This is a genomic window from Advenella sp. EE-W14 (genome assembly GCF_012923605.1).
Taxonomy (GTDB): domain Bacteria; phylum Pseudomonadota; class Gammaproteobacteria; order Burkholderiales; family Burkholderiaceae_B; genus Advenella; species Advenella alkanexedens.
The window spans coordinates 45,356-68,944 of the sequence record NZ_JAAVNG010000017.1 but is presented as its reverse complement, the minus strand read 5'-3'; the positions used below and the strand labels follow the sequence as shown (position 1 = coordinate 68,944).

Genomic DNA, 23,589 nt, shown 5'->3' with positions numbered 1-23,589 from the left:
TCAGGCGATTTTTTTTATGGATTTCGGGATTATCAATGGGAGAATACCCGAGTAAAATACTATACAATGGTCAGACGAATTGTTATTTTCTTATGGAAAGTGGTATGGAAAAGTTCTCATTAGACAAAAGCAAAATCAAATTCCTGTTACTGGAAGGTGTTCACCAGAACGCGATTGATGTTTTGCATGCTTCCGGCTATACACAAATTGATTATCAGAAAAAAGCACTGGATAGCGATCAATTGAAGGAAGCCATTGCGGATGCACATTTTGTGGGTATCCGTTCCCGCACCCAATTGACGGAAGACATTTTTGCGGCTGCCAAGAAACTGATTGCAGTGGGATGTTTTTGTATTGGTACCAACCAGGTAGACCTGGATGCCGCCAAGAAACGGGGTATCCCCGTGTTTAACGCGCCTTTTTCCAATACCCGTTCCGTGGCCGAATTGGTACTGGCTGAAATGATCTTGCTGATGCGCCGGATCCCGGCCGCCAATGCCGAGGTGCACCGTGGCCAGTGGCAAAAGTCGGCGGTTGGCAGCCATGAAGTTCGGGGCAAGAAACTGGGTATTATTGGTTATGGCCATATTGGTTCACAGCTAAGCGTGCTGGCCGAAGCCCTGGGCATGGAAATTTATTATTACGATATTGAAGCCAAGCTGCCACTGGGTAACGCCAAACCTGTTAAAACCCTGACCGAATTACTCAATATGAGTGATATTGTGACGCTGCATGTGCCCGAAAATGCCTCGACCAAAAACCTGATGAGTGCCGAAAGGATTGCCCAGATGAAGAAAGGGGCCCATCTGATTAATGCCTCACGCGGTACGGTGGTGGATATTGATGCCCTGGCTGAGGCACTGGAAGAAGAACGTCTTGCAGGTGCGGCGATTGACGTCTTCCCGGTAGAGCCCAAGTCCAACAATGAAGAATTTGTTTCACCCTTGCGCAAATTCGACAACGTGATACTGACGCCCCATATTGGTGGTTCAACCAGCGAAGCGCAGGAAAATATCGGGATTGAGGTGGCCAGCAAACTGGTTAAATATTCAGATAACGGTTCTACCCTTTCTGCAGTTAACTTCCCCGAAGTGTCTTTGCCGGAAAACAAAAATGCCCGCCGTTTCCTGCATATTCACGCCAACCGTCCAGGGGTGTTGACAGCGATTAACAAACTCTTCATGAAAGATGGGGTGAACATTGTAGGCCAGTACCTGCAGACCGATCCTGAAATTGGTTATGTGGTACTGGATGTGGAAAATGTGGATGCTGACAAGGCTATTGCCAAGCTCAAGGAAATCGAGGGAACTATTAAAACCCGGGTCCTTTATTGATTCGTGGCTATGATTGTCTTGTTGTAATTAATGAAAACTGCCTGTATAACAGGCAGTTTTCATGATGGGGTGTGTGGTGGGTATAAAAACTCGCGTTTGCAAGGGACAAGGCCTGGATATGGCCCTCTTATGGGGAAATTTTCAGGAGTGCTCCCCTGTTTGAATCAGTCAATACATAAACATAATCATCAGGGCCAACACGAACATCCCGAATCCGCTCATTGCGATCTTCCAGCAAATTTTCTTCTGCGGTAATTTTGTTCCCGTCCACAACTAAACGGATTAACCGCTGGCCAACCAAAGCGCCAATAAAAAGAGAGTGTTTCCATTCAGGAAACCGGTTACTGTCATAAAATGCCATGCCGCTGATGGCGGGGGAGACTTTCCAGTAATAAACGGGCTGTTCCATACCCTGGGCATGGGTGCCTGCCGCTTCAGGAATCGGTGTGCCAGAGTAGTTGATTCCATGGGTAATGACCGGCCAGCCGTAGTTTTTGCCAGGTTCGGGAATGTTGATTTCATCACCGCCGCGTGGGCCATGTTCGTGAGTCCATAATTGGCGAGTCCAGGGATTAAGGGCAGCGCCTTGCTGGTTACGATGCCCGTATGACCAGATTTCAGGGCGAACACCGGGCACATTGAAGAAGGGGTTGTCCTTGGGAATGCGTCCATCGGGAAGCAGGCGCACGATTTTTCCCTGTAATTTATCCAGTTCCTGGGCAGTATGGCGCTGGTTGTTTTCACCAAGGGCGATGAACAGATAGCCATTATCGTCAAACACCAGTCTTGAGCCAAAATGAATGCCGGTGGAAAGCCTGGGTTCCTGACGGAAAATCACCTGGAAGTTTTCCAGTTTTTTCATGTCTTCGGAAAGTCGGCCATAGCCTACGCTGGTGCCAGCCTTGCCGGTATTGTCTTCTTCTGCAAATGAAAGATACACATGCCGCGATGTGGCAAAGTCGGGAGCCAGGGTGACATCCAGTAAACCACCCTGACCTCTGTTAAAAATTTTGGGTACACCACTGACAGGGGCTGAAAGACCGGATTGGGCCGTCCACAGGCGCAGTCTACCAGGTCTTTCAGTAATGAGAATACCCTGGTTGTTGGGTAAAAAAGCCATTCCCCAGGGATATTCCAGGCGATTTTCAAGCTCTTGTATCGAAACCTTGGACGAGGAGGGGTGTTGGGCCAGAGCAGGGCAGGCCAGAAATGTGCTTGCAAGGCAGAGGGCCAGGCCAGTTTTTTTGAGTAAATGTAACATAATGCCTCCTTGACGATCCATAAAAATAATACATCAAAATTATTATGGGTCTGTGCTACAGTTAGGCTGTCACGTTTTGTATTATTTTCAAAGGGGGATGTTATGAGAAAATCAATGCTTGCAGTCTGCCTGGCGGGGGTTTTGACAACCGTGGGTAATGTGTCTCATGCCGATGAAGTGGAAGAGGCCATTAAGGAAGCGCTGGCTGCTTATGAGCAGAAAGATTATGTCATGGCCAAACAGTCATTGGGTATGGCAACGCAATTGATCAATCAGCTTAATGCAAAAACATTGGCTGAACTGTTGCCAGAGCCATTGGCGGGCTGGGAGGCCCAGGCCGTTTCTGATGAATCACAGGGAGGAGCCATGTTTGGGGGGGGTATAGCCGTATCCCGCAGTTACTCCAGGGAAGGCAAGAAGCTTAAAATCTCGATTATGGGTGATTCTCCCATGCTGTCACAAATGATGGGGATATTTCAAAACCCGATGATTGCCGGTTCCATGGGGAAAATGACCCGCATTGGTAAACAAATGGCCATGGAAGGCAAAGATGGTCAACTGACAATGGTGGTGGCCAACCGTTTCATGGTGACCATTGACGGTTCTGCCAGCATGGACGACAAGAAAGAATATGCCAAGGCGATTGATCTGGAGAAATTGAAAGACATGTAAGTTTTCCAGGAATAGTTGAATTCGGAACGATCCGTTTTGAGTTAAATGAGTACATGGCAGATGCTTCAATTTGGGGCATCTGCCATTTTTTGTGCGCTGCGCAAGCCATTTCGGTGCGATATAGGTAAAAACACTTAGGCACGGTTCTTGCTTAATATTTTATGAGTTTATTAACTGACATGGAAGTGCATCATGAGTAGCGTATCAGGCAGATCGGATTTGAAAATGAACAGGCGGATATTGGCAGGCGTGCTTGCTGTCAGCTTTGCGTTGCCAATCCCTGGCGTCAGTGCTGGCAGTGGATTGAATATTACCGGAGCAACGGATATTCAGTCACCTTTCGGGAGGACCTTGGTAAAGAAGGGCCTTGCCTCGGTAAAGGACTCGCTGGAAATAGCCCGTTATGCGTGAAATGCCTTTGCCGGGGACGCTTCAGGAACCGGCCTATTTAATAAGCCGGAACCATTACCTGAAGAAGGAGTATGAAAATGGATAATTATGCATTCTGTTCAATCATCGAATTGGCGGCTCACCTTGAGTTGAAAAATATTTCAGCAGAAGCTTTGACACGGATTTTTTTGAGCAGGATAGACAAACACAATAAGTCGTTTAATGCTTATATCAACGTTTTTCCGGAGCAAGCCCTTGAACAGGCGAGAGAGTCGGATGCGCGTCGCAAGGCAGGGGCATCATTGGGCTGGCTGGATGGTATCCCCATGGGTATCAAGGATCTTTGTGAGATAGAAGGATCTATTACAACCGGGGGCTCAAAGGAATGGATAAACCGTATCAGCACTGAAACGGCTGAGGTTATTGAAAAACTGCGGGCACATGGTGTTGTAATCCTGGGGAAAACACATACCGTTGAATGGGCTTTCGGTGGTTGGGGAACCAATGCATTGCTGGGTACGCCACGTAATCCCTGGGATCGTTGGCAGCATCGCATTCCGGGGGGCTCGTCCAGCGGTTCTGCCGTTGCCGTGGCTGCCGGATTGGCGGCTGCTGCCATTGGCACCGATACGGGTGGCTCTGTACGTATTCCGGCTGCCTTGAATAGTGTGACTGGCTTGAAGACAACGGTGGGACGCATTGCCACCCAAGGTGTTTTGCCATTATCGCATTCCCTGGACAGTGTGGGTGTCTTTACGCGTTGTGCTGACGATGCCGCTATTGTTTTTGATGCCATGATGAATGCACCTGCACAGTCGCGTTTGCAGGAAAATTATCGGATTCATGGCCTTGAAGGCGCTGATCTGGGTGGAAAGGTGATTTGTGTTCTACCTGATGAGCAGTATGAAACGCAAGTCCAGCGCAGTGTACGGTTGGGTGTGCGAGATATGGTCCGTATGGCGGAAATGGCGGGGGCGAAATTGGTACGCAAAGCCTTGCCGTTTAGCATGGAAACCGCCATGAATAATTGTGGCAGGCTGATTGCCGCCGAGGGATGGCGTGTGCATAAGAAGCATATTGCCGACCCGGAAAAACAAATTGATCCCAATGTCCGTCAGCGTGTTCTGGCCGGCCAGAACATTGATGACAGGAATTATGCGGAATTATTGGCGCAACATGCGGCCATGAAAACGATATGGCAGGAATGGATGGACGGGGTCGATGCCTTGCTGATTCCTGCCACACCCTTTACGGCATTACCGTTAAACCAGGTCGATGAAAACAGTACATCAATCGGTTTCTTTACCCGGTTTGTGAATTGGACCGGTGCATGTGCCTTGTCCATCCAGGCCGGGTTTGATCCGCAGAATTTGCCCGTTGGTGCGCAGCTCGTGGGCAAGGCCAATCACGAATATACGCTGTTGCAGATTGCCAGCGTAATACAGCGCATGACGGCCTGGCATGCTTATCATCCGATGGTGGGGTGAAGGCGCACGGTATAGCAGGTCGACGGGTGTCCTGGATAGGTCATTTCAGTCTTTCCAGATCGCCACCCGTTTTTCCAGAAACGCATCAATCCCTTCCATCGCGTCTTCTTCCATCATGTTGCGCGCCATGACATCGGCCGCATAATCATAAGCATCGGCAAGCGCCATTTGTTTCTGCTTATAGAACATGTGTTTGCCGTAGCGAATGGCGGTTGGGCTTTTGCTTAAAATATCAGCCAGTAATGCCGCAACCCGCTCATCAAGCTGTGCTTCCGGTACGGCATCATTCACCAGTCCCCAATCCCGTGCCGTGGCGGCGTCGATGAAACGGGCGGTGACCAGCATTTCAAAGGCCCTTTTGGAAGATATATTCCGGCTTAAGGCCACAGCAGGTGTGGAGCAGAAAAGGCCGACATTAATACCCGAAACCGCAAATTTGGCCGAATCGGTGCAGATGGCCAGATCGCAGGCAGCGACCAGCTGACATCCTGCTGCCGTGGCAATGCCGTGAACTTTGGCAATGACCGGCACTGGCAGGGACTGAATACCCTGCATGACTTTGCCGCATTTGGCAAACAGGTAACGGTAATAGGTCAGAGAGGGCTGGCTGCGCATTTCCTTTAGGTCATGTCCTGCGCAAAAGGCTTTGCCGGTGGATTCAATAATCACGCAACGCAGGGAGTGATCTTGCTGGAGTATTTCAAATTGATCCAGCAAAGCTTGCAGCATGGCTTCTGAAAGTGCATTGAACTGGGCAGGACGGTTCAGACGCAGGGTTACAACCCCTTGGTTGTAAATGGTTTCCAGAATGGACGTGGTATTGGTATTCATATTGCCTCCTCATTGATATTATTGGATGATGTTATATATATTACAGGATCGTGGCGCCTCAGGAAGTATGCCCAGGACTGGGGTGCCTGCTTTAACGGCTTGGTACAATAAATGCATGGCATGTGCCATGATCAAAATACTGGCAGACAACCAGCGCTTATGGATTCTTATGAACGCAACAAAATATATTGGCTCGTTTTTCCAATCAATTTTAAATTTACGAGTTTTATTATCACTGCTGAGTATGATTAATGGGCTTTGGTTGACGTTGCCGGTTTTATATAAATATTCCCATCACTTTGGCAAGGATACCGGTGAGTTTGTACATTGGATGCAAACCTTGGGATTCTTTCATTTACTTGAACTGCCCCGTTTTGCATTAGGTACTTGCCTGGTTTTATTTGGTTTTTTCCTGTTTAAAGGAGCCCGGCTAGCCTGGTTTTTTAGTGTTATTGCCTTGGTCTTATTGCTTGTTCTGGATATAACACTGGGTAGTGCTTATTTGATTCATGGTGCTTATTCTTCAGTTTTATTGGTTCTGCTAATACATTTTTGGAAACATTTTCCGAATCAGAGCATCAGCAACACAGCAGGAGTGGCTGTTTTCAGTATTGCCATCCTTAATGTGTATTCAGTATTGGGTTCTTTATATCTGGGTTCACACTTCAATCCAAAAATTACCGATGTTTTTCAGGCATTTTATTTTTCCATGGTAAGCATGGCAACGGTGGGCTATGGAGATATCGTTCCGGTAACGATAGAATCACGTCTTTTTACGGTTAGTGTCGTTTTTTTTGGTATTACTATTTTTACCACTTCAGTGGTGTACTTGGCAGGTATTGCGGCAACTGATACACGCAAAATCGTGCATAAAAGGTTGTTAAAAATGAAAGATCATTATGTTATTGTTGGCGCTTCCCAATTGGCGGTTTTTGTTTATAACGGCTTGAAAAAACGGGGTTTGCAGACTGTTATTGTATGCGATGAAAAAAACCGGGATTTATTCCCTGCAGATGCGATTGTGGTTTCAGGAGAAGTTGCCGAGATCGCGACCCTGGACAAGGCTTCTGTAAAAGATGCGTATTGTGTGATGGCATTGGAAAAGAGCGATGTGGAAAATACCTATATTTTATTGGCGGTGAAAGAAATTGCGGGTGATAAAGTTAAAACAATTACCATGATTAATGAAGAACGTAATCGCCGGAAATTGCAACTTTTGCACGTTGATTATATATTTTCATTGCCTGAAATGGGCAGTGAGGTTTTAATGAAGTATTTAAGCGGTGAGACCATTGACAATAATACGATTGCTGATTTGCTCATAAATCATAGTTAACTTTAATATCGTTAATATAAAGTAAAGCAATAAACAACGGTTGAACTGGCCACGATGGGGGCGACCTTGGTATCGGGTGGCATTAATCCATTAATTAAAACCAAGGTACCGTGATTATTTATAACTCTTCAAATGAATGCTGGTTTCTGAGTTATTGATATGTTTTATCAGCCTGATCCGCTCCAGTGCCTGCCCCAGTTCATCCAGGGTTTGCGCCTGCAGTTCGGCCAGCAAGTCCCAGCGGCCATTGGTGTCATGCAGGGCAACCACGCAGGGTTCACCCAGCAAGCTGGCCACTGCCTGCCGGGTGGCGTTGCCTTCAATGGCAATACTCATCCAGGCGGTAATGGGCCGGTTCTGGCTGGTGGGGCGCAGCTGCACCGAATAACCGGTAATCACGCCTTCATCTTCCAGTTTCAGCATGCGGTTGCGTACCGTGCCGCGTGAGACCTGCAGTTTCTGGGCCAGATCGGCCACGGTATAGCGGGCATTCTGGCGTAAAAGGGCAATCAGAGCCTGGTCGATCGTATCCATCATTGTCATTCCGGTAATGTGTTCTGTCATTATGATAGAAAATTGCTCAAATGTATGCAAAATGCGGACTGCCAATTGATGGCGTCATGCCTCAGACTATAGCTAACAGCTTGAATGATAAATATAAATACAGGAGGCTTCGCATGAATCACTTATTACAGAATCAGTTAATGACCGAATTGATCCGTCCACAGGATATTGCTGCCATTGTCCAGAAAAAAGGCATGAAAGCCTGCCTTGAAGGGGTTGCAAGCTATATTCTGACGGATTATTTGCGTTGGGATGAATTTGATAAATCCAAACGGGTCGCCAAATATGTGGAAGATGGCGTGATGGAGCTGATGCCGATTGCCGATAAAAAGCATTATGCGTTTAAATATGTGAATTGCCATCCGCATAATCCGGTCAAGGGTTTGTCTACCGTGATTGCATTTGGTGCTCTGGTGGATGTGGCCACAGGCATGCCAATGGCCATTTCAGAGCTGACCCTGACAACGGCTTTCCGGACAGCGGCCACATCTGCTTTGGTGGCCAAATACCTGGCCCGCAAAAACAGCCGTACCATGGCCTTGATTGGCAATGGCTCCCAGGCAGAATTCCAGGCCCTGGCCTTTCATTACCTGCTGGGTATTGAAGAAATCCATTTGTATGATAAAGATCCCAAGGCTTCTGAGAAACTGGCGGGTAATCTGGCTCATACCGGCATGAAGTTTGTGATTGCCAGCGATGTGGCCAGTGCAGTCAAGGGGATGGATATCATCACCACGGTCACGGCCGAATACGCCAAAGCGCATATTATTACCCCGGATATGATAGAGCCGGGCATGCATATTAATGCCGTGGGGGGTGACTCACCCGGTAAAACGGAATTACATCCCGAGATTCTGTCAATGGGACCGGTCTTTGTTGAGTTTGAGGAGCAGACCAGGATCGAAGGTGAGTTGCAGAATGTAGCGGCAGATTTTCCGGTGGTGCATTTATGGGAAGTGTTTGGTCAAACAAAGCCGGGCCGCAGTGATCATAAGCAGGTTACCCTGTTTGATTCGGTCGGATTTGCCCTGGAGGATTATTCTGCCATGCTGTTCATGCGTGACGCGGCAAAAGAACTGGGCTTTATGCAGTCGATTTCACTGGTGCCCGAGCTGGCCGATCCGAAAGACCTGTTTTCTTATTTGGGGGTAGGGCCTGCCATTCCGGTTTTGACGGATAAGGTCAAAGATGCGGCCGTGACAGGTTAAACGTTAATGCTTGGGTGCTACCCTTTTAACGACAAGGAAGCGATTAAACCGTAACAGAATTACTTAATTGACGTAAATTCGTTTCCTTGTTTTCAAGGGTTGCCTTGCAAAAAGGATGTTGCAGGGCGATCATTTTTTTCAGATTACGCATTTCCCTGCCTTGGTTGACCGTAATGGCACCCACCAGAATATCTTGCGAGAAGCCGAAAAGAATAAATCCTTCGGGAGCGTTCATGTCACCGCGACAAATCCATTGGTCTGCGTTCATTTGACCGCAAAGCTGGATATTTAACCCGCATTGGTCGGTCCAGAACCAAGGAGCTGAAAACTCGGGGGGATTTTGTGCCAGAATGGCTTTGGCGACTGTGATGGCCTGGTTTTGGGCATTTTCCCATGTTTCAGTGCGGGTAAATGTTTGTGTTTGACCTTGCCAGCATGCAGTGACGTCTCCGGCTGCGTAAATATCCGGGTCGGAGGTTTGTCCGTGACTGTTGATCACAATGCCATTGTTAACCCGGATGCCGGCCTGGATGGCTAGATTGACATTGGGTTCAACGCCAATCCCGTAAACAATGGCATCTGCCTGCAGGCAAGTGCCGTTTTCCAGAGTCAGGGTAAAACTGTTGTCCTGGTTCCGGCTGGCAGTGCGCAAACCGGTATTCATATGGAATTGAACACCGTTTTTTTGATGCCGTTCAAACAGGAACTGACTGAGAATGGGGGGAACGCTTCTGCGCATGACACGGTTTCCAGTATCCACCAGATTGACCTGGCAACCCAGGTCAATGGCCGTGGATGCCAGCTCCAGGCCGATCACACCACCGCCAATAATGGCAATGCGCTTTCCTGGCGATAGGGAAAGCCTGAGCATATCGGCATCATCAATGGTTCTGAGTGTATGAACCTTCTCCCCAAGCTCATCAAGCATGGAAATATGTTTAACACTTGCGCCAGTTGTTATTACCAGCTTGAAATAGTCCAGCTTTTCACCATTGGCTAACAAAATCTGACGGGTTTGTGTATTGATGCTGGTGACTTTTTCATTGTTTCTGACTTCGATTTGTTTTTCAGCATAAAAGTCAGCACTGAAAATCTGGCAATTGGTTGTATCGGGTGTTAACAGCCTTTCTTTTGAAAGAGGGGGCCTTTCATAGGGCAAATGAGGTTCGTCTCCTACCAGGATGATGCGACCTGTGAAACCATCCTGGCGTAATTGTATCGCCACGGTTGCACCTGCCTGGCCAGCTCCAATGATGATAATAGTTTCTTTATTCATTGAATTTTTCCAGGATTAATTTAAATGGGTTGTGCTTTCATCATGCCCATGCCGGCAATCCATTCCTTGATGGGGTAATAATAGACAATCTCGGCATCGTAAGGACCAAATTCAGACAGGGCCGCGAATGCGGACATCCAGGCACGGACTTCCTGTCCACCTTTACCACCATCCCGCTGGATTTCTTCATTGGTGTAGGCGGCAATGCGCTTGAAATCGGCCTTTTTGAATTGCTCCATCAAGGCCATGTCCCATTCAGGGTTCAGGGGAATGGAGGGGCCTTCACCTTTGGCCAGTGCCTGACCAGTGGCAATAACATTGGCCTGGCGCTTGTTCCTGGCTTCAGGGGTGGGGTTGCGCCCTGCTATCAGGAACTCTTCAACTTCTGGGGGAACCGCACCCATTTGAGGAGTTGGAGGATCATGTGACAAGCCACCGGACCCGATAATTAAAATACGTTGATCGGATTTGGATAAATGTTTTCCAACGGCTTTGCCAAGATCAACAGCACGTTTGCAGCTTGGCAGGGGTTTTGCCGCACCGTTAACAAAGATCGGGATAACAGGGTATTTGGTAAGGCTATTGCACAGAAGCATCAGGGGTTGGGTAAAGCCATGGTCTGCCTGCATGCGATAGGAATAGGCCACATCAATGCCCTGATCCAGCACGTCCCGGGTTAGAGCCAGCGCCTTGTCTTCAGGAATGTTAAGCGGACCCTTGCCAATATCCCAGTCACCGGCGGCCGATGCACGAATGCCAATATTGAAAGCTGGCATTAAATCATAGAAAAAACCGTTGAAATGATCGGGAGCGAAAACGACGATCAGATCCGGATTGTATGCATCGACCTCGGCCGCAAGTTTGGCAAAAGCGGCACGTGCTTCCTTTTCGATCTTGTCACCCGGTGAACAATGGTCCATCATTGGCGTGTGTGCCACACATATTAATTTTACGGTCATAAGGTATGTCCTTGAATGGCCATTTTAATAATAGCCATTCTTTAATTATTATTAAAACTTGAACTGTTTACAGGTTCATGCCACCGGCAGTATTACGGATGCCTCTGATGCCCAGGCCGGCATCGGCATTAATCATGACACCGCTTAATGTACGGTTGTTTTCACGGGATGCCAATAAAACAAAAGGCCCGGTGAATTCACTTGCATCGGGGAAAAACTGCAGTGGCAAAATGCTGGCAATGGCTTCGGGTGTGCGTGAATCCATGATTCGCAACTGGTCTTGTCCCAGAGAAGCAGGACCGCGCAAATCACTGGCCATGCCACATGGGCCAACGCCATTGACCCGTACTTTGGGCGCCAGTTCAAAAGCCAGCTGACGTATTAGTCCAACAGCGGCATGTTTGCTGGATGTGTACAAGGGGCCTCCACCTTCGGGGTAGAAGGAGGAATTGGATAGACTGAAAATAATCGAACCTTCTGATTTGATCAGTTCCTGGCTGGCTGCTTTGGCACCCAGCAGATAGCCTTTTACATTAATTGAAAAAAGTTCATCGAAGCCGGTATCCAGCTGTTCGGCTGACAGGCTCATCAGGCTGGCGCCATGATCCCAAACGGCAGCATTGCCAATAAAACAATCCAGTTTTCCAAATTTCTTGACGGTTTCCTGAACGGCAAGCTGGTTGTCTTCGTAATTGGCCACGTCTCCTTGCACCACAACGATGTCATTGCCGTAACGTTCTTTCAGTAACTCGACTTTTGACGCGGAGCGTTGCAAGACACCGATATTGGCACCTTCATTCAGGAAGCGTTCCACCAGGGCCAGGCCCAGGCCCGATCCGCCACCGGTAATCAGAACCGTTTGGTCTTGTAACCAGCTCATTGTTGCTGCTCCTTAAGAAGGACATAGATGGAATCATTTTCAACCACAACCGGATGGGTGGCGATAGGATCGGTTGCCGGCAGGCATAAAGGCTTGCCGGTTTTGACGCAAAACAGGGCGGAATGCAGGGGGCATTCCACCGTGCCATCCTCTTCAATATAGCCTTCGGACATGGACGCGTTGCCATGACTGCATTTGTCATTCATGGCATGAAATGAGCCGCCAATATTAAATACGGCGATCGCTTCGGGCTGGCAGTCCACCTTGATAGCTTCACCTTCGGGCAAGTCATTTTTTGAGCAAACAAAAATCTTTTCCATGACTAGAACAGTATGCTTAGGTTATGAGAGGTAATAACAACCTGGTCCAGGATAATTTCCCGATGGGCAATTTCCCAACCCATTTCATTGTTTCCGGTTCGACGAAGACGATCTTTGCGCATGCCGACATAGAAGGTTTCATCTTTTTCTTTTTGTGAACGATAAAGCAGGTAGTTCACACGAATATCGTATTCATCTTCCTGTTCAGTGGGAGATATTTGGATATTGTTGACGAAGTGACGGGTACGGGAAGGAGGTTCTTCGGCCCAGGCCATACCAGTTTCAAGTCGGGCGATCCGTTTCTCAAGCTGGAATTTGCTATCGTTGAAAATCCAGGTGGTAGGCGGTTGTACACAGCGGCGGCGATCCCTGGTTTGGGCGTTTACTGCCGTGCGCATGGTGTAGTGGATATCTTCTGCGATCAGGGTGAGCCAATCACGGAATTGCCAGTCATCCAGCTTTTGAGCCTCATAAAACAGGAATTGGCTGATTTCATGATGTAATTCCATGGAAACGGGCGTGATAACTTGTGTCATTATGCGACCTCCTTGCTGTTCTCAACCAAGGTGTTCTGATAAGCATCGGTTTTGGCTTTGGCTTCCTGCCAGGTTTTACTGCTTAATAAATTTGCCCAATGCTGATAGAAGCCACGAGCGGCCGTTTCCGAGAAAATGTAGTTGGTGATACCAGGGACGCCATCATCACGGATTTTTTCATTGCCCATACCCATTTCCATGCACAGTTGACTGTTGCGTGCACGGTAGCCACGCAGGATTTTCTGGATTTCAACCCAGTTTTCAGAGTCATCCTGTTCCAGAAAACCGGCAGGACCGAATGCACGGGTAGCGCTGCGTTCAAAGGCGGCTTTGACTTCTTCAGGAGCATTTTTATCGGTAATACAGAATGCCCAGACTTCAACCTGGTTGGGGCCACGGGGATGCCAGACACGCAGCGTGGCAGTACCGTTTAACCATGACAGGGTGGGGAACAGGGTGTTGTGACCCGCCAGGCGAAGTGCCCGGATTTCGCCAAGGCGTTCAAGGGCTTCGGGATAAGTTTCGCGATAATAATCGGATACTTCACCATCGACCCAAACGTTGGCATCAGGTTTTTCGGTAAAGAAAAAACCGCTACCGTGACCATCCTGTCCAAATTGCAGGGCGTCTTTTGCCGTTTCCCATACAGGGCGGGCTGTTTGGCCCGAGCCCAGTGCTTTTTGCTCGTCTTCGGGTTTAGCACCAAGCACTTGTACCGCTGAGGCATGGGAGAACAGGGCATGGTACTGGTCACTGGCGAATTGTTCGGCTGCAAATTTCCAGTTGCAATCAATGGTCCATTTATGAATGCCACCAACAATTTCGGTGCCGCCTTCACGACGGTCGAGAACACCGTCAAGATACCAGGCCATGTCACCCATATACTCCTCAAGGCTGACTGCATTTTCGTCCCAGGTGCCGAAGATGAGGCCTTTATAAGAGGCAACTTTAGTGACTTCTTGCAGGCCCCATTTAGATTTGCATAGACCTTGCGGGTAGGCACGGGGTTCAAGCGGAACCTCGATCAGTTCTCCGTTGGTGGCATAAGACCAGCCATGATAGGGACAGGTGAACGCCTTGGTATTGCCTGAGTCGGCATAGCTGACCCGCATGGAACGGTGACGGCATTGATTTAAGAATGCTTTCACGGTACCATCTTTTTGACGGACAACAACAATGGGGTCTTCACCCATGTAAGTATTGAAAAAATCCCCTGCTTTTGGAATTTGGCTTTCATGCGCAAGAAACAGCCAGCAGCGCCCGAAAATTCTTTCTAGTTCAAGTTCATATATTTCAGGGTCAGTATAAATTGAAGGAGTCACTTGCCCATTCTTGGAATCTATTAAAGCTTGAATGTCTATGGTTTTATTCATTAACTAAGCCTCCAGTAGTCGTATTTAAGATCATTCTTTTGTGTGGTAACAACCGATATGATCGTTGCAGTTGTAACAACTGTGAAATACTTTTTTTATTTGAATTAATATTTAAAAAAGATTACTGGAGGGTGACTTGGAACTTAGACACATACGATATTTCATTGCTGTTGCGGAAGAATTGAATTTCACCAGAGCAGCTGAAAAGCTGTTTACTGCCCAGCCCTCATTGAGTCAGCAGATTCGTGATTTAGAGAGTGAAATAGGCGTCAAACTGTTTAGCAGAACGAAACGGAAAGTAGAACTGACCAAAGCGGGAGAGGTCTTTCTCAAGGAGGCTCGGCTGGTATTGCAGCAGGCTAACCTTGCCATTCAGGTAACCCGTGATTCGGTCAGGAAATCCAACAGAAAAATAACAATGGGGTTCGTGCCTTCGGCTGAGGTGAAAATTTTCCCGAAAATTATGCCTTTTATCAGGGAGAAAATGCCTTCCCTGAATATTGAATTGAAAAGTCTTAATACAATTGAGCAGGAAAAGGCATTACTGAAGGGGAATCTGGATGTTGCTTTTTTGAGACAAACAGTGGAGGGATTTAAAAATAATCTTATTTATCAGGAAGAGTTGATATTGGTGATGTCAGTTGAACATCCCCTGGCCCTGGAAAATGAAATCCCCGTAAACTTGCTGCAGGATCAAAATATTATTGTTACCGATCCTAATTTTTCGGGGGCGCTTGGCATATTGACCAATCAATACCTTAAAGAAAACAATGTCAAATATAAAAAAATCCAGAATGCATCCAATATACTGTTTACCCTGAATCTGGTTTCTATGGGAATGGGCGTTGCCATATTGCCAGATTATGTTATTTCGCTACTGAATCCTTCAATTTGTTTCAAGAGAATGGTGAATCCAACCCCGCCAACAATCAATTTATACATGTCATGGCATGATCATTGTGCGATGGAAGAGTTTCAGTATTTTCTGTCTTTGATGGAACAGAATTTCAATATTTCGTGTTGCGGTAATGAATAAAAAAAATTGAATTAGATTTTTATCCTATCAATAACTACAAAATAAATATTGGATTAAATCAATGTTTTTTAACATGCTTAATGCTTAAGGTATTGTTAATCACATATTGGAGATAGAGTAAGTGAGTCGTTCATCCAGCACTTTGGAAAATAATCATAAGAATAATGCCCAGCCCGAACTGCGTTCTTTATGGTCTGCCGTTGCGGATGGCAGTGTCCGTTTGCATTATATCGACGTAAAAGGGGTAAAAACCCGTGTCCTGGAAGCCGGTGAGGGGCCCGAAACATTATTTTTACTGCATGGTATTTCAGGTCACTTGGAAGCTTATATGCGTAATATTCTGCCGCACGCAAAGCATTTTCGCGTGCTGGCCATTGATATGCTGGGACACGGTTTTACCGACAAGCCCAAATCCAATTATGAGGTCATCGATTATGTAGAACATCTGCGTGATTTGATGGATGTATTGGGACTGGAAAAAATTCATCTTTCCGGTGAATCATTGGGCGGATGGGTCAGTGCCCGTTTTGCGGCCAAATACCCCGAACGGGTTAAGCGTCTGGTGCTTAATACCTGCGGTGGCATGATTGCAGACCCCAAAGTGATGGAACGTTTACGTACCCTTAGTCTGAACGCGGTCAGAAACCCAGACCGGGAAGCAACCCGTAAACGCCTTGAATTCCTGATGGCGGATCCTTCAATTGTTACCGAAGATCTGGTTGAAGCCAGATATGCCACCTATCGTTCTCCGGGCATGCTTGAAGCCATTGAAAGCATCATGTGCCTGCAGGATATGGACGTACGCCTGCGCAACCTGCTGACCCCCGAAGAACTGGCCAAAATCGAAGCCGAAACATTGGTGCTTTGGACCAGCCATGATCCTACCGCTGCAGTCAGCGTGGGTGAAAAACTGCATTCGCTGGTATCCAACAGCCGTTTGATTGTGATGGAAAACTGCGGTCATTGGCCACAATATGAAGACCCGGAAACGTTCAATGCACTACATATTGATTTCCTGTTAAATGGTCACAAAGACTAAGGAAACACATTAATTATGAGTGATCAATTGCTAAGTATAGAAAGTGCCGCCGCGCTTTTGCGGGTGGCACAGCAATCGGGCAAACCGCTAGCACCCATTAAAGACCGTCTTGTGCAGGCCGATATACAAACGGCTTATGCCATTCAAGAGCAAAATACGCAATATGCATTGAGCCAGGGCCGCCGTTTGGTGGGCCGGAAAATCGGACTGACTTCGCCCGTTGTACAGGCACAGTTGGGGGTGGATCAACCCGATTTTGGTATGCTGTTTGCAGATATGGCGGTTGGAGAAAATATCCCCGTACAGTTGTCCGGTCTTATCCAGCCCAAGGTTGAAGCCGAAATCGCACTGGTGATTGGTAAAGACCTGAACCATGAACGCCATACGTATGCGGATATTATCGGTGCAACCGAATATGCGCTGGCGGCCATTGAAATTGTAGATAGCCGTATTGCTGACTGGAAAATCAGTATTACGGATACTGTGGCGGATAATGCGTCCAGTGCCCTGTTTGTATTGGGTAGTCAGCCCGTTTTGCTTAAAGATTTTTCCCTGACTGAATGCGACATGTCCATGATGCACAATAACGCGCAGGTATCGGTCGGAAAAGGGGCTGCTTGCTTGGGAAATCCATTGAATGCGGCTGTCTGGCTGGCGGATGTCATGGTGCAATGCGGGCGTCCCTTGACGGCTGGCAGCATTATTCTGACGGGTGCACTGGGGCCAATGGTGGCCGTGTCATCGGCTGGCACTTACAGCGTTAGCATTGATGGGCTGGGTACGGTTACCACCGTGTTTGAATAATAAATTGCTTTTCTTGAATAATACGATGAATAAAATTAAATGTGCAATTATCGGCCCGGGTAATATTGGAACCGATTTACTTTATAAATTGCAACGCAGTGAGTTTCTGGAGCCGGTCTGGATGGTGGGTATTGATCCTGATTCTGCCGGTTTGTCCCGTGCCCGTGAGCTTGGCCTGAAAACCTCTTCCGAAGGGGTGGATGGTCTGTTGCCGCATGTCAAAGAAGACAATATCCAGATTGCCTTTGATGCCACTTCCGCTTATGTACATGCGGAAAACAGCCGCAAGCTTAACGAATTGGGTGTCCTGATGGTTGACCTGACACCCGCGGCAATTGGGCCCTTTTGTGTGCCGCCGGTTAACTTGGATGATTGCCTGAAGCAGGGGGCCATGAATGTGAATATGGTCACTTGTGGTGGCCAGGCCACGATTCCCATGATTGCAGCGGTTTCCCGGGTGCAAGAACTTGAATACGGGGAAATCATTGCAACGGTATCCAGTCGTTCAGTGGGGCCCGGTACGCGTAAAAATATTGATGAATTCACCAGAACCACGGCAAGTGCGGTTGAAAAAGTGGGCAAGGCCAAAAAAGGCAAAGCCATTATCATTATCAACCCGGCCGAACCACCATTAATGATGCGTGATACGGTGCATTGTCTGGTGGTTGGAGAACCCGACCGTGAAGCCATTACGGCTTCCGTACAGGAAATGATCCGGGAAGTACAAAAATATGTACCGGGTTATAAGCTGGTTAACGGGCCGGTTTTTGATGGCAATCGGGTATCCATGTTTATGGAAGTGGAAGGCCTGGGTGATTTCCTGCCAAAGTATGCCGGAAACCTGGACATCATGACCGCTGCCGCAACCCGGACTGCTGAAATGTTTGCAGAAAATGTACTGGCAAATACGGCTGTGGCGCAATAATAAAGGATTAAATAAAAATGGTCGACATGAAAAAAATCAAGATTCACGACATGACGCTGCGTGACGGGATGCACCCCAAGCGGCATCAGATGTCTTTAGAACAGATGAAATCCATTGCCTGTGCGCTTGATGAAGCGGGTGTTCCCCTTATTGAAGTCACTCACGGTGATGGTTTGGGGGGCAGCTCTGTCAATTATGGTTTTCCGGCCCATAGCGATGAAGAATATCTGTCAACCGTTATCCCCTTAATGAAACAGGCAAAAATTTCAGCCTTGCTGTTACCCGGCATTGGTACGGTTGATGATTTGAAAATGGCATGTGAAAAAGGGGTCTCAACCATTCGCGTGGCCACGCATTGTACCGAGGCGGATGTCTCTGAACAACATATTGGCTTTGCCCGAAAAATGGGCTTGGATACGGTAGGGTTTCTCATGATGGCCCATATGGCCACGCCTGAAAAACTGCTGGAACAGGCCAGGCTCATGGAATCTTATGGAGCCAACTGTATTTATGCAACGGACTCGGCTGGCTATATGTTGCCGGAAGATGTTACTGCCCGGGTTACCGCGTTAAGGGATGGTTTAAGGCCGGAAACAGAATTGGGTTTTCATGGCCACCATAATATGGCCATGGGGGTCGCCAACTCGGTGGCAGCCATCAAGGCCGGTGCCACACGGATTGATGCCGCTTCGGCCGGTTTGGGTGCCGGGGCTGGCAATACACCACTTGAGGTTTTGGTTGCAGTATTGAACCGGATGGAAATTCCTACGGGTATTGACCTGTTTAAGGCACAGGATGTGGCCGAGGATTTGGTCACGCCTATTATGGATCAACCCATTCGTGTGGACCGGGATGCGCTTACGCTGGGTTATGCGGGTGTTTATTCCTCTTTTCTGCTGTTTGCCAAACGGGCAGAGCAGAAATACGGTGTTTCTGCCCGGGATATTCTGGTTGAACTTGGACGCAGGGGTACGGTTGGCGGTCAGGAAGACATGATTGAGGATTTGGCCCTGACCATGGCAAATAACAGGATGAAATAAAAAAATGGTGTCGGGTTCTTTTTGAGCTCAAGCGTCACACCATTGTCTCTTTGGTAAAATGGAATGACACCCCAAGCCCGGAACGATATCCGGGTTTGGGGTGTTTTTTATGGTGGCTTTTGCCAAACGTAAAGGATAGCGAGGGCGGTGTAGCCGTCCTTGTCTTTAGGTTTCAGTGTGGGGTTTGCTGCTGCTCGACTACAAGTACGAATTGATGCCCGACGACCAGCAGGAGCGGCAAATACGCTGCTTCGCTGGCTCGTGCTGGTTCGTCTACAACAAGGCGCTGGTGTTGCTCCTTTAGGGAGGGGATGATGTCAATCTGTGATGGTGCAACGCTTAAAGCGCCGATGACAGCCCTCCATCAATGGCCAGCGTTTGTCCGGTAATAAAATCGGCTTCACGCGAGGCAAAGAAACAAACGGCAGCGGCTACATTTTCGGGGTTTCCCCATTTTTGTTGGGGAACCCGTTGGTGTAGCCATGACGTGAATTCAGTATCCTGTTTCAGTTTTTCCGTAAATTCGGTGGCAATATAACCGGGGGCGATGGCATTAATGGTAACACCGGCGTTACCCAGTTCAACCGACCATTGCTTGACCATGGCATGCAAGCCTGCCTTGGCAATGGAGTAGGCGGTGACATCCTTGCGTCCTGAGAGGGCGGTGATTGAACCGGTGAAAATAATGCGGCCATGGCCGTTTTCAACCATATGGCGGGCAAGGTGGCGCCCCATGGCCCATTGTGAGGTTAAATTGACCTGAATGATTTCTTCAAATTTCTCCAGGGGATAGTCCAGCAGATTTTGACGGTGCTGGCTGGCGGCATTGCCCAGGAAAATATCAATTTTATGGGTCTCCAGAATTTTTTCCAGATGAGCGACTGCTTCGTGTGGGTTGCTGATATCAAAGGGAGCGGCAATGGTTTCTATCCCCGCTTGTTCCAGTACCTGTTTGGCCTGTTGCAGGTTTTCTGGATTACGGGCATTGATAATGACCTTTGCGCCTTGTAACCCCAGTGCTTTTGCTGCTGCAAAACCAATGCCACGGGATGCTCCGGTAATGAAGGCCGTTTGGCCGGTAAGTTTAAACATAATCATCATGCCTTAGAAGTTAACATTATCGGCACCCTTTAATTGCAATATCTGGCGTGCTTCAGCTGGGGTGGCAATTTCAAGGTTCAGGGCTTCCAGAATAGTTCTGATCTGTTTGACTTGGTCAGCATTGGATTGGGCCAGCTTTTTAGGGGCAATCCATAGGGAATCTTCCAGCCCGACACGTACATTGGAACCCATGGCGGCACCAATGGTGGCTAATGGTATCTGGTTGCGACCAGCGCCTAGAATAGACCATTGGTAATTATTACCAAACAGTCGGTCAGCCGTACGGCGCATATGCATCAGATCTTCGGGATTGGGCCCGATACCACCCAGTAAACCAAACACTGATTGAATAAACGGCGGTGTTTTGACCAGTCCGCGATCCATAAAATGAGCCAGGTTATACAGATGGCTGATGTCATAGCATTCAAACTCAAAACGGGTGCCGTTTTCATTGCCGATACGTAAAATGGTTTCAATATCATTAAATGTATTCTTGAAGACCAGATCACGGCTGTTTTCCAGATGCTGACGTTCCCATTCGTGTTTGAATTCGGTAAAACGGTTCAGCATGGTGTACAGGCCGAAATTCATGGAGCCCATATTGAGTGAGGCCAATTCCGGTTTGAAGGTGGTAGCGGGTAGCATGCGTTCTTCAACCGTCATGTGTGGGCTGCCACCTGTTGTAATATTAATGATTGCATTGGTTTTTTCTTTGATCTGCGATAGAAATGGACGGAAATAATCCGGGTCCTGAGTGGGCTTGCCGTTTTCGGGATCACGTGCATGTAGGTGAAGAATGGCGGCACCGGCATCGGCAGCAGCAATGGCAGCGTTGGCAATTTCATCTGCGGTAACCGGTAGATGTTCAGACATGCTGGGGGTGTGAATGGCACCTGTAACTGCGCAGGTAATAATGACTTTTGACGACATTTTGAGAAATCCTGATTTGAATATAAATTAAAGAGACTGTTTTTGTTTGTGCTTTAATAAGGCCATTAATTGCTTATCACGCCATAAACGGCGTTGTAGCAATTGCTCGTTTGGCAGTTGTTCCCTGCGGCTGTTTTCCAGTTTTGTGATCAGGGATTCCGACCAGCTTTCGGTAGAGGTCTGTTCTTTTGATATAGACTGGAAAAGAGGGCCGTAGCGTTCCGAATACTCTTTTATGCCATTTGGAGCGTTAAGGTCGATGGTCTCAAAGGGGCCCATGAAAGCCCAGCGCAAGCCCAGTCCGTCTTTGATCGTTACATCAAGGTCTTCAACAGAGACATAACCCAGTTCAACCAGCCGATAAGCTTCACGCAGCAGGGCACCTTGCAGACGATTCAGAATAAAACCTTCCAGTTCTTTATGGATGACAACGGGTTTTTGCTTAACCTGATTCATGATCTGTCGGGTTTTGGCGATGGTCTGTTCAGAAGTCCATGGCGCACCGCAAATTTCCACGGCAGGAATCAGGTAGGGCGGATTGACTGGGTGAGCAACCAGACAACGATGGCGTCCGTTCAGGTCTTGGGTAAATTCAGACGCCGGAATACTGGATGTGGAGCTGGCCAGGATCGTTCCGGGTGGTGCCAGGGCATCCATTTCTTTATAAATGGCCCGCTTCACATCACGGTTTTCGGGAAGATTTTCCTGAACGTACTCGGCGTCTTCCAGTGCCTCATCCAGATGCTGTACCACACGCATGTTTTGCAAAATAGCAGCCGGTTCGGATACCAGCCCATTTTGTTGCAGATCTTCCAGTTGCAGGGCAATGAGTTCAAGCGCTTTCTGAGCTGCCTGATAATTACCATCCCACAGGATGGTTTGGCATCCTGCCCGCGCAAAAACAATGGCCCATGCCTGGCCAATCAGGCCGGTTCCGATAATGGCTGTTTTGATCATTGTTGTTTCGCCTATGCAGATTTTAGTTTGCAGGTAGACATGCTTTCAGGGCCAAAGGCTTCTTCACCGGGAATGGTGCTGATGATATTGAAATAATCCCACGGTTCTTTGGAGTCGGCAGGTGTCTTGACTTCGTGAAGAAACATGTCGTGTACCATCAGGCCATTTTCCCTGACTTTACCGTTTTTAATATACATGTCGGAAATCGGTGTGGATTTGAACCAGCCCATGATGGTGGCGCCATCATCAGTACCCGTCTGGTTGACGGCTTTCAGGTAGTTGGAAACGGCAGAGTAGTTGCCTGCCTGGTTGAAGGTAGGCATGGTTTTTTGTTTTTCATGGAATTTCTTGGACCATGTACGTGAAGCGTCGTCCTGATTCCAGTACCAGGGAGAGGTGCGGTACATACCTTGGGTGGCATCCAGCCCCAGAGCATGAACATCACTGATATATACCTGTAAACCGGCGATACGCATGGAAGAGGTGACGCCAAAATCATGTGCCGCCTTGATGGAACCGATAAAATCATTGCCCGCATTGGCCAAGCCCAGAATTTTGGCCCCTGATGTTTGTGCCTGCAGCATATAGGAAGAAAAATCGGCAGTATTTAAAGGGACCAGCACGTTACCCATTGACTTTCCACCGGAGGTGTTGACAACATCCGAGGCTGTTTTTTGCAGTGCATGTCCGAAGGCATAGTCTGACGTAATAAAGAACCAATCTTTGCCCCCTTGTTTCAGTACGGCGGAAGAAACACCGTAGGCAGTGGCTTGCGTGTTATAGGCATAATGAATGGTGTATGGTGTGCAATGTTCGCTGGTAATGGAGGTTGCGCCAGCACCTACTGAAATGACCGGCACTTTTTTCTCTGCAGCGACACCCATCATGGCAATCGTGGTGGCGGAGTTGGTACCGCCAATAATGACATCCACTTTGTTCTGGTCAATCCATTCCCGGGCTTTGGACGCAGCGATATCGGCCCTGTTCTGGTGGTCAGCGGTTAGTAATTCAATGGGTTTTCCATTAATATTACCACCCGCCTCTTCAATGGCCATTTTGATGGCTAGCACTCCACCGGGTCCGTCCGTATCGGCATAAACGCCTGACATATCGGTAATAAAACCAATGCGGATGGCATCATTGGAAATGCCATTGGCGTGTGCAACCGTCGTGCAAAGGATACTTGATGCCAGTACGAACGGTAGTGTTACTATTTTCATGCCTGCTCCTCGGTTATGATGAACCATTGAAATGAATTTCGAACATTTTTAAAACATAACGACACTATACAACTGTGATCACAGTTTTTATTTTAGTATTTACCCTGATA

General features: G+C 48.0%; 25 protein-coding genes. 12 read left to right on the top strand and 13 right to left on the bottom strand.

The features are described 5' to 3' along the window. Positions 1–104 precede the first annotated feature (104 nt). Positions 105–1,334, top strand: coding sequence for a phosphoglycerate dehydrogenase (gene serA, locus HCX92_RS14460; RefSeq protein WP_169295668.1), 1,230 nt, complete (start codon positions 105–107; stop codon positions 1,332–1,334). A gap of 127 nt (positions 1,335–1,461) precedes the next feature. On the opposite strand, the gene HCX92_RS14455 is transcribed toward serA, so the two are convergent. After that, positions 1,462–2,595, bottom strand: a complete 1,134-nt coding sequence (locus HCX92_RS14455; RefSeq protein ID WP_169295667.1) for a PQQ-dependent sugar dehydrogenase — start codon at positions 2,593–2,595, stop codon at positions 1,462–1,464. Positions 2,596–2,709: 114 nt separating this feature from the next. Here HCX92_RS14455 and HCX92_RS14450 point away from each other — a divergent pair, with 114 nt between their 5' ends. The 3 genes from HCX92_RS14450 to HCX92_RS14440 all read left to right on the top strand — a co-directional run bounded on the left by HCX92_RS14450 (position 2,710) and on the right by HCX92_RS14440 (position 5,144). Next, positions 2,710–3,267 (top strand): hypothetical protein, encoded by a 558-nt coding sequence (locus HCX92_RS14450; RefSeq protein ID WP_169295666.1) that lies wholly within the window; start codon positions 2,710–2,712, stop codon positions 3,265–3,267. Between the two features lie 192 nt (positions 3,268–3,459). Then, positions 3,460–3,678, top strand: a complete 219-nt coding sequence (locus tag HCX92_RS14445) for a hypothetical protein (protein ID WP_169295665.1) — start codon at positions 3,460–3,462, stop codon at positions 3,676–3,678. 77 nt (positions 3,679–3,755) lie between these two features. After that, positions 3,756–5,144 (top strand): amidase, encoded by a 1,389-nt coding sequence (locus tag HCX92_RS14440; RefSeq protein ID WP_169295664.1) that lies wholly within the window; start codon positions 3,756–3,758, stop codon positions 5,142–5,144. 45 nt (positions 5,145–5,189) lie between these two features. Here the strand turns inward: HCX92_RS14440 and HCX92_RS14435 are convergent, their stop codons facing one another. Continuing rightward, complete coding sequence (locus HCX92_RS14435; RefSeq protein WP_169295663.1) at positions 5,190–5,975, bottom strand: enoyl-CoA hydratase; 786 nt, start codon at positions 5,973–5,975, stop codon at positions 5,190–5,192. Positions 5,976–6,102: 127 nt separating this feature from the next. On the opposite strand from HCX92_RS14435, the gene HCX92_RS14430 reads away from it, so the two are divergent. Then, positions 6,103–7,311, top strand: a complete 1,209-nt coding sequence (locus HCX92_RS14430; RefSeq protein WP_169295662.1) for an ion channel — start codon at positions 6,103–6,105, stop codon at positions 7,309–7,311. A 114-nt stretch (positions 7,312–7,425) separates the two neighbouring features. Here the strand turns inward: HCX92_RS14430 and HCX92_RS14425 are convergent, their stop codons facing one another. Then, positions 7,426–7,845: an Lrp/AsnC family transcriptional regulator gene (locus HCX92_RS14425; RefSeq protein ID WP_169295681.1), complete on the bottom strand. Its 420-nt coding sequence runs from the start codon at positions 7,843–7,845 to the stop codon at positions 7,426–7,428. 143 nt (positions 7,846–7,988) lie between these two features. Between HCX92_RS14425 and HCX92_RS14420 the strand changes: the two genes are divergently transcribed. Beyond that, positions 7,989–9,083, top strand: a complete 1,095-nt coding sequence (locus HCX92_RS14420) for an ornithine cyclodeaminase (protein WP_169295661.1) — start codon at positions 7,989–7,991, stop codon at positions 9,081–9,083. A gap of 43 nt (positions 9,084–9,126) precedes the next feature. Here HCX92_RS14420 and hcaD read toward each other — a convergent pair whose 3' ends face one another. From hcaD to hcaE, 6 genes are all read right to left on the bottom strand, one after another. Continuing rightward, on the bottom strand, positions 9,127–10,359 hold the full coding sequence (gene hcaD / locus HCX92_RS14415; protein WP_169295660.1) for a 3-phenylpropionate/cinnamic acid dioxygenase ferredoxin--NAD(+) reductase subunit: 1,233 nt from the start codon (positions 10,357–10,359) through the stop codon (positions 9,127–9,129). 20 nt (positions 10,360–10,379) lie between these two features. Beyond that, positions 10,380–11,318 carry a 3-carboxyethylcatechol 2,3-dioxygenase gene (locus HCX92_RS14410; protein WP_169295659.1) on the bottom strand — a complete coding sequence of 313 codons (939 nt, stop codon included), beginning with the start codon at positions 11,316–11,318 and terminating at the stop codon, positions 10,380–10,382. A gap of 67 nt (positions 11,319–11,385) precedes the next feature. Then, a complete protein-coding gene (hcaB, locus tag HCX92_RS14405) occupies positions 11,386–12,198 on the bottom strand; it encodes a 3-phenylpropionate-dihydrodiol/cinnamic acid-dihydrodiol dehydrogenase (RefSeq protein WP_169295658.1) in 813 nt (270 codons plus the stop codon). Then, entirely contained in the window at positions 12,195–12,518 is a 324-nt protein-coding gene (hcaC, locus tag HCX92_RS14400) for a 3-phenylpropionate/cinnamic acid dioxygenase ferredoxin subunit (RefSeq protein WP_169295657.1), read from the bottom strand. The genes hcaB and hcaC overlap by 4 nt, the downstream gene beginning before the upstream one ends. A 2-nt stretch (positions 12,519–12,520) precedes the next feature. Continuing rightward, a complete protein-coding gene (gene hcaF / locus HCX92_RS14395) occupies positions 12,521–13,054 on the bottom strand; it encodes a 3-phenylpropionate/cinnamic acid dioxygenase subunit beta (protein WP_169295656.1) in 534 nt (177 codons plus the stop codon). Continuing rightward, entirely contained in the window at positions 13,054–14,427 is a 1,374-nt protein-coding gene (hcaE, locus tag HCX92_RS14390) for a 3-phenylpropionate/cinnamic acid dioxygenase subunit alpha (RefSeq protein WP_169295655.1), read from the bottom strand. Before hcaE ends, hcaF begins: the two co-directional genes overlap by 1 nt. A 136-nt stretch (positions 14,428–14,563) precedes the next feature. Between hcaE and HCX92_RS14385 the strand changes: the two genes are divergently transcribed. The 6 genes from HCX92_RS14385 (at position 14,564) to HCX92_RS14360 (ending at position 19,575) form a co-directional block, all read left to right on the top strand. After that, complete coding sequence (locus HCX92_RS14385; RefSeq protein ID WP_169295654.1) at positions 14,564–15,463, top strand: LysR substrate-binding domain-containing protein; 900 nt, start codon at positions 14,564–14,566, stop codon at positions 15,461–15,463. A 121-nt stretch (positions 15,464–15,584) separates the two neighbouring features. Next, entirely contained in the window at positions 15,585–16,502 is a 918-nt protein-coding gene (locus tag HCX92_RS14380) for an alpha/beta fold hydrolase (RefSeq protein WP_211182414.1), read from the top strand. A gap of 15 nt (positions 16,503–16,517) precedes the next feature. Beyond that, on the top strand, positions 16,518–17,306 hold the full coding sequence (locus HCX92_RS14375; protein WP_169295653.1) for a 2-keto-4-pentenoate hydratase: 789 nt from the start codon (positions 16,518–16,520) through the stop codon (positions 17,304–17,306). 25 nt (positions 17,307–17,331) lie between these two features. After that, the gene (locus HCX92_RS14370) at positions 17,332–18,231 is read left to right on the top strand and encodes an acetaldehyde dehydrogenase (acetylating) (protein ID WP_169295652.1); all 900 of its coding nucleotides are present in this window, start codon (positions 17,332–17,334) and stop codon (positions 18,229–18,231) included. A 17-nt stretch (positions 18,232–18,248) separates the two neighbouring features. After that, entirely contained in the window at positions 18,249–19,271 is a 1,023-nt protein-coding gene (gene dmpG / locus HCX92_RS14365) for a 4-hydroxy-2-oxovalerate aldolase (RefSeq protein ID WP_169295651.1), read from the top strand. Between the two features lie 175 nt (positions 19,272–19,446). Continuing rightward, the gene (locus tag HCX92_RS14360; RefSeq protein ID WP_329610620.1) at positions 19,447–19,575 is read left to right on the top strand and encodes a helix-turn-helix domain-containing protein; all 129 of its coding nucleotides are present in this window, start codon (positions 19,447–19,449) and stop codon (positions 19,573–19,575) included. Positions 19,576–19,610: 35 nt separating this feature from the next. Here the strand turns inward: HCX92_RS14360 and HCX92_RS14355 are convergent, their stop codons facing one another. Genes HCX92_RS14355 through HCX92_RS14340 form a run of 4 tightly spaced genes read right to left on the bottom strand, consistent with a single transcriptional unit; the run spans position 19,611 to position 23,479 of the window. Next, complete coding sequence (locus HCX92_RS14355) at positions 19,611–20,363, bottom strand: SDR family NAD(P)-dependent oxidoreductase (protein ID WP_169295650.1); 753 nt, start codon at positions 20,361–20,363, stop codon at positions 19,611–19,613. Between the two features lie 12 nt (positions 20,364–20,375). Then, the gene (locus HCX92_RS14350) at positions 20,376–21,302 is read right to left on the bottom strand and encodes a 3-keto-5-aminohexanoate cleavage protein (protein WP_169295649.1); all 927 of its coding nucleotides are present in this window, start codon (positions 21,300–21,302) and stop codon (positions 20,376–20,378) included. Positions 21,303–21,329: 27 nt separating this feature from the next. After that, positions 21,330–22,259, bottom strand: a complete 930-nt coding sequence (locus HCX92_RS14345) for a 3-hydroxyacyl-CoA dehydrogenase (protein WP_169295648.1) — start codon at positions 22,257–22,259, stop codon at positions 21,330–21,332. An 11-nt stretch (positions 22,260–22,270) separates the two neighbouring features. After that, positions 22,271–23,479, bottom strand: coding sequence for an ABC transporter substrate-binding protein (locus tag HCX92_RS14340; RefSeq protein WP_169295647.1), 1,209 nt, complete (start codon positions 23,477–23,479; stop codon positions 22,271–22,273). Positions 23,480–23,589: the final 110 nt, after the last annotated feature.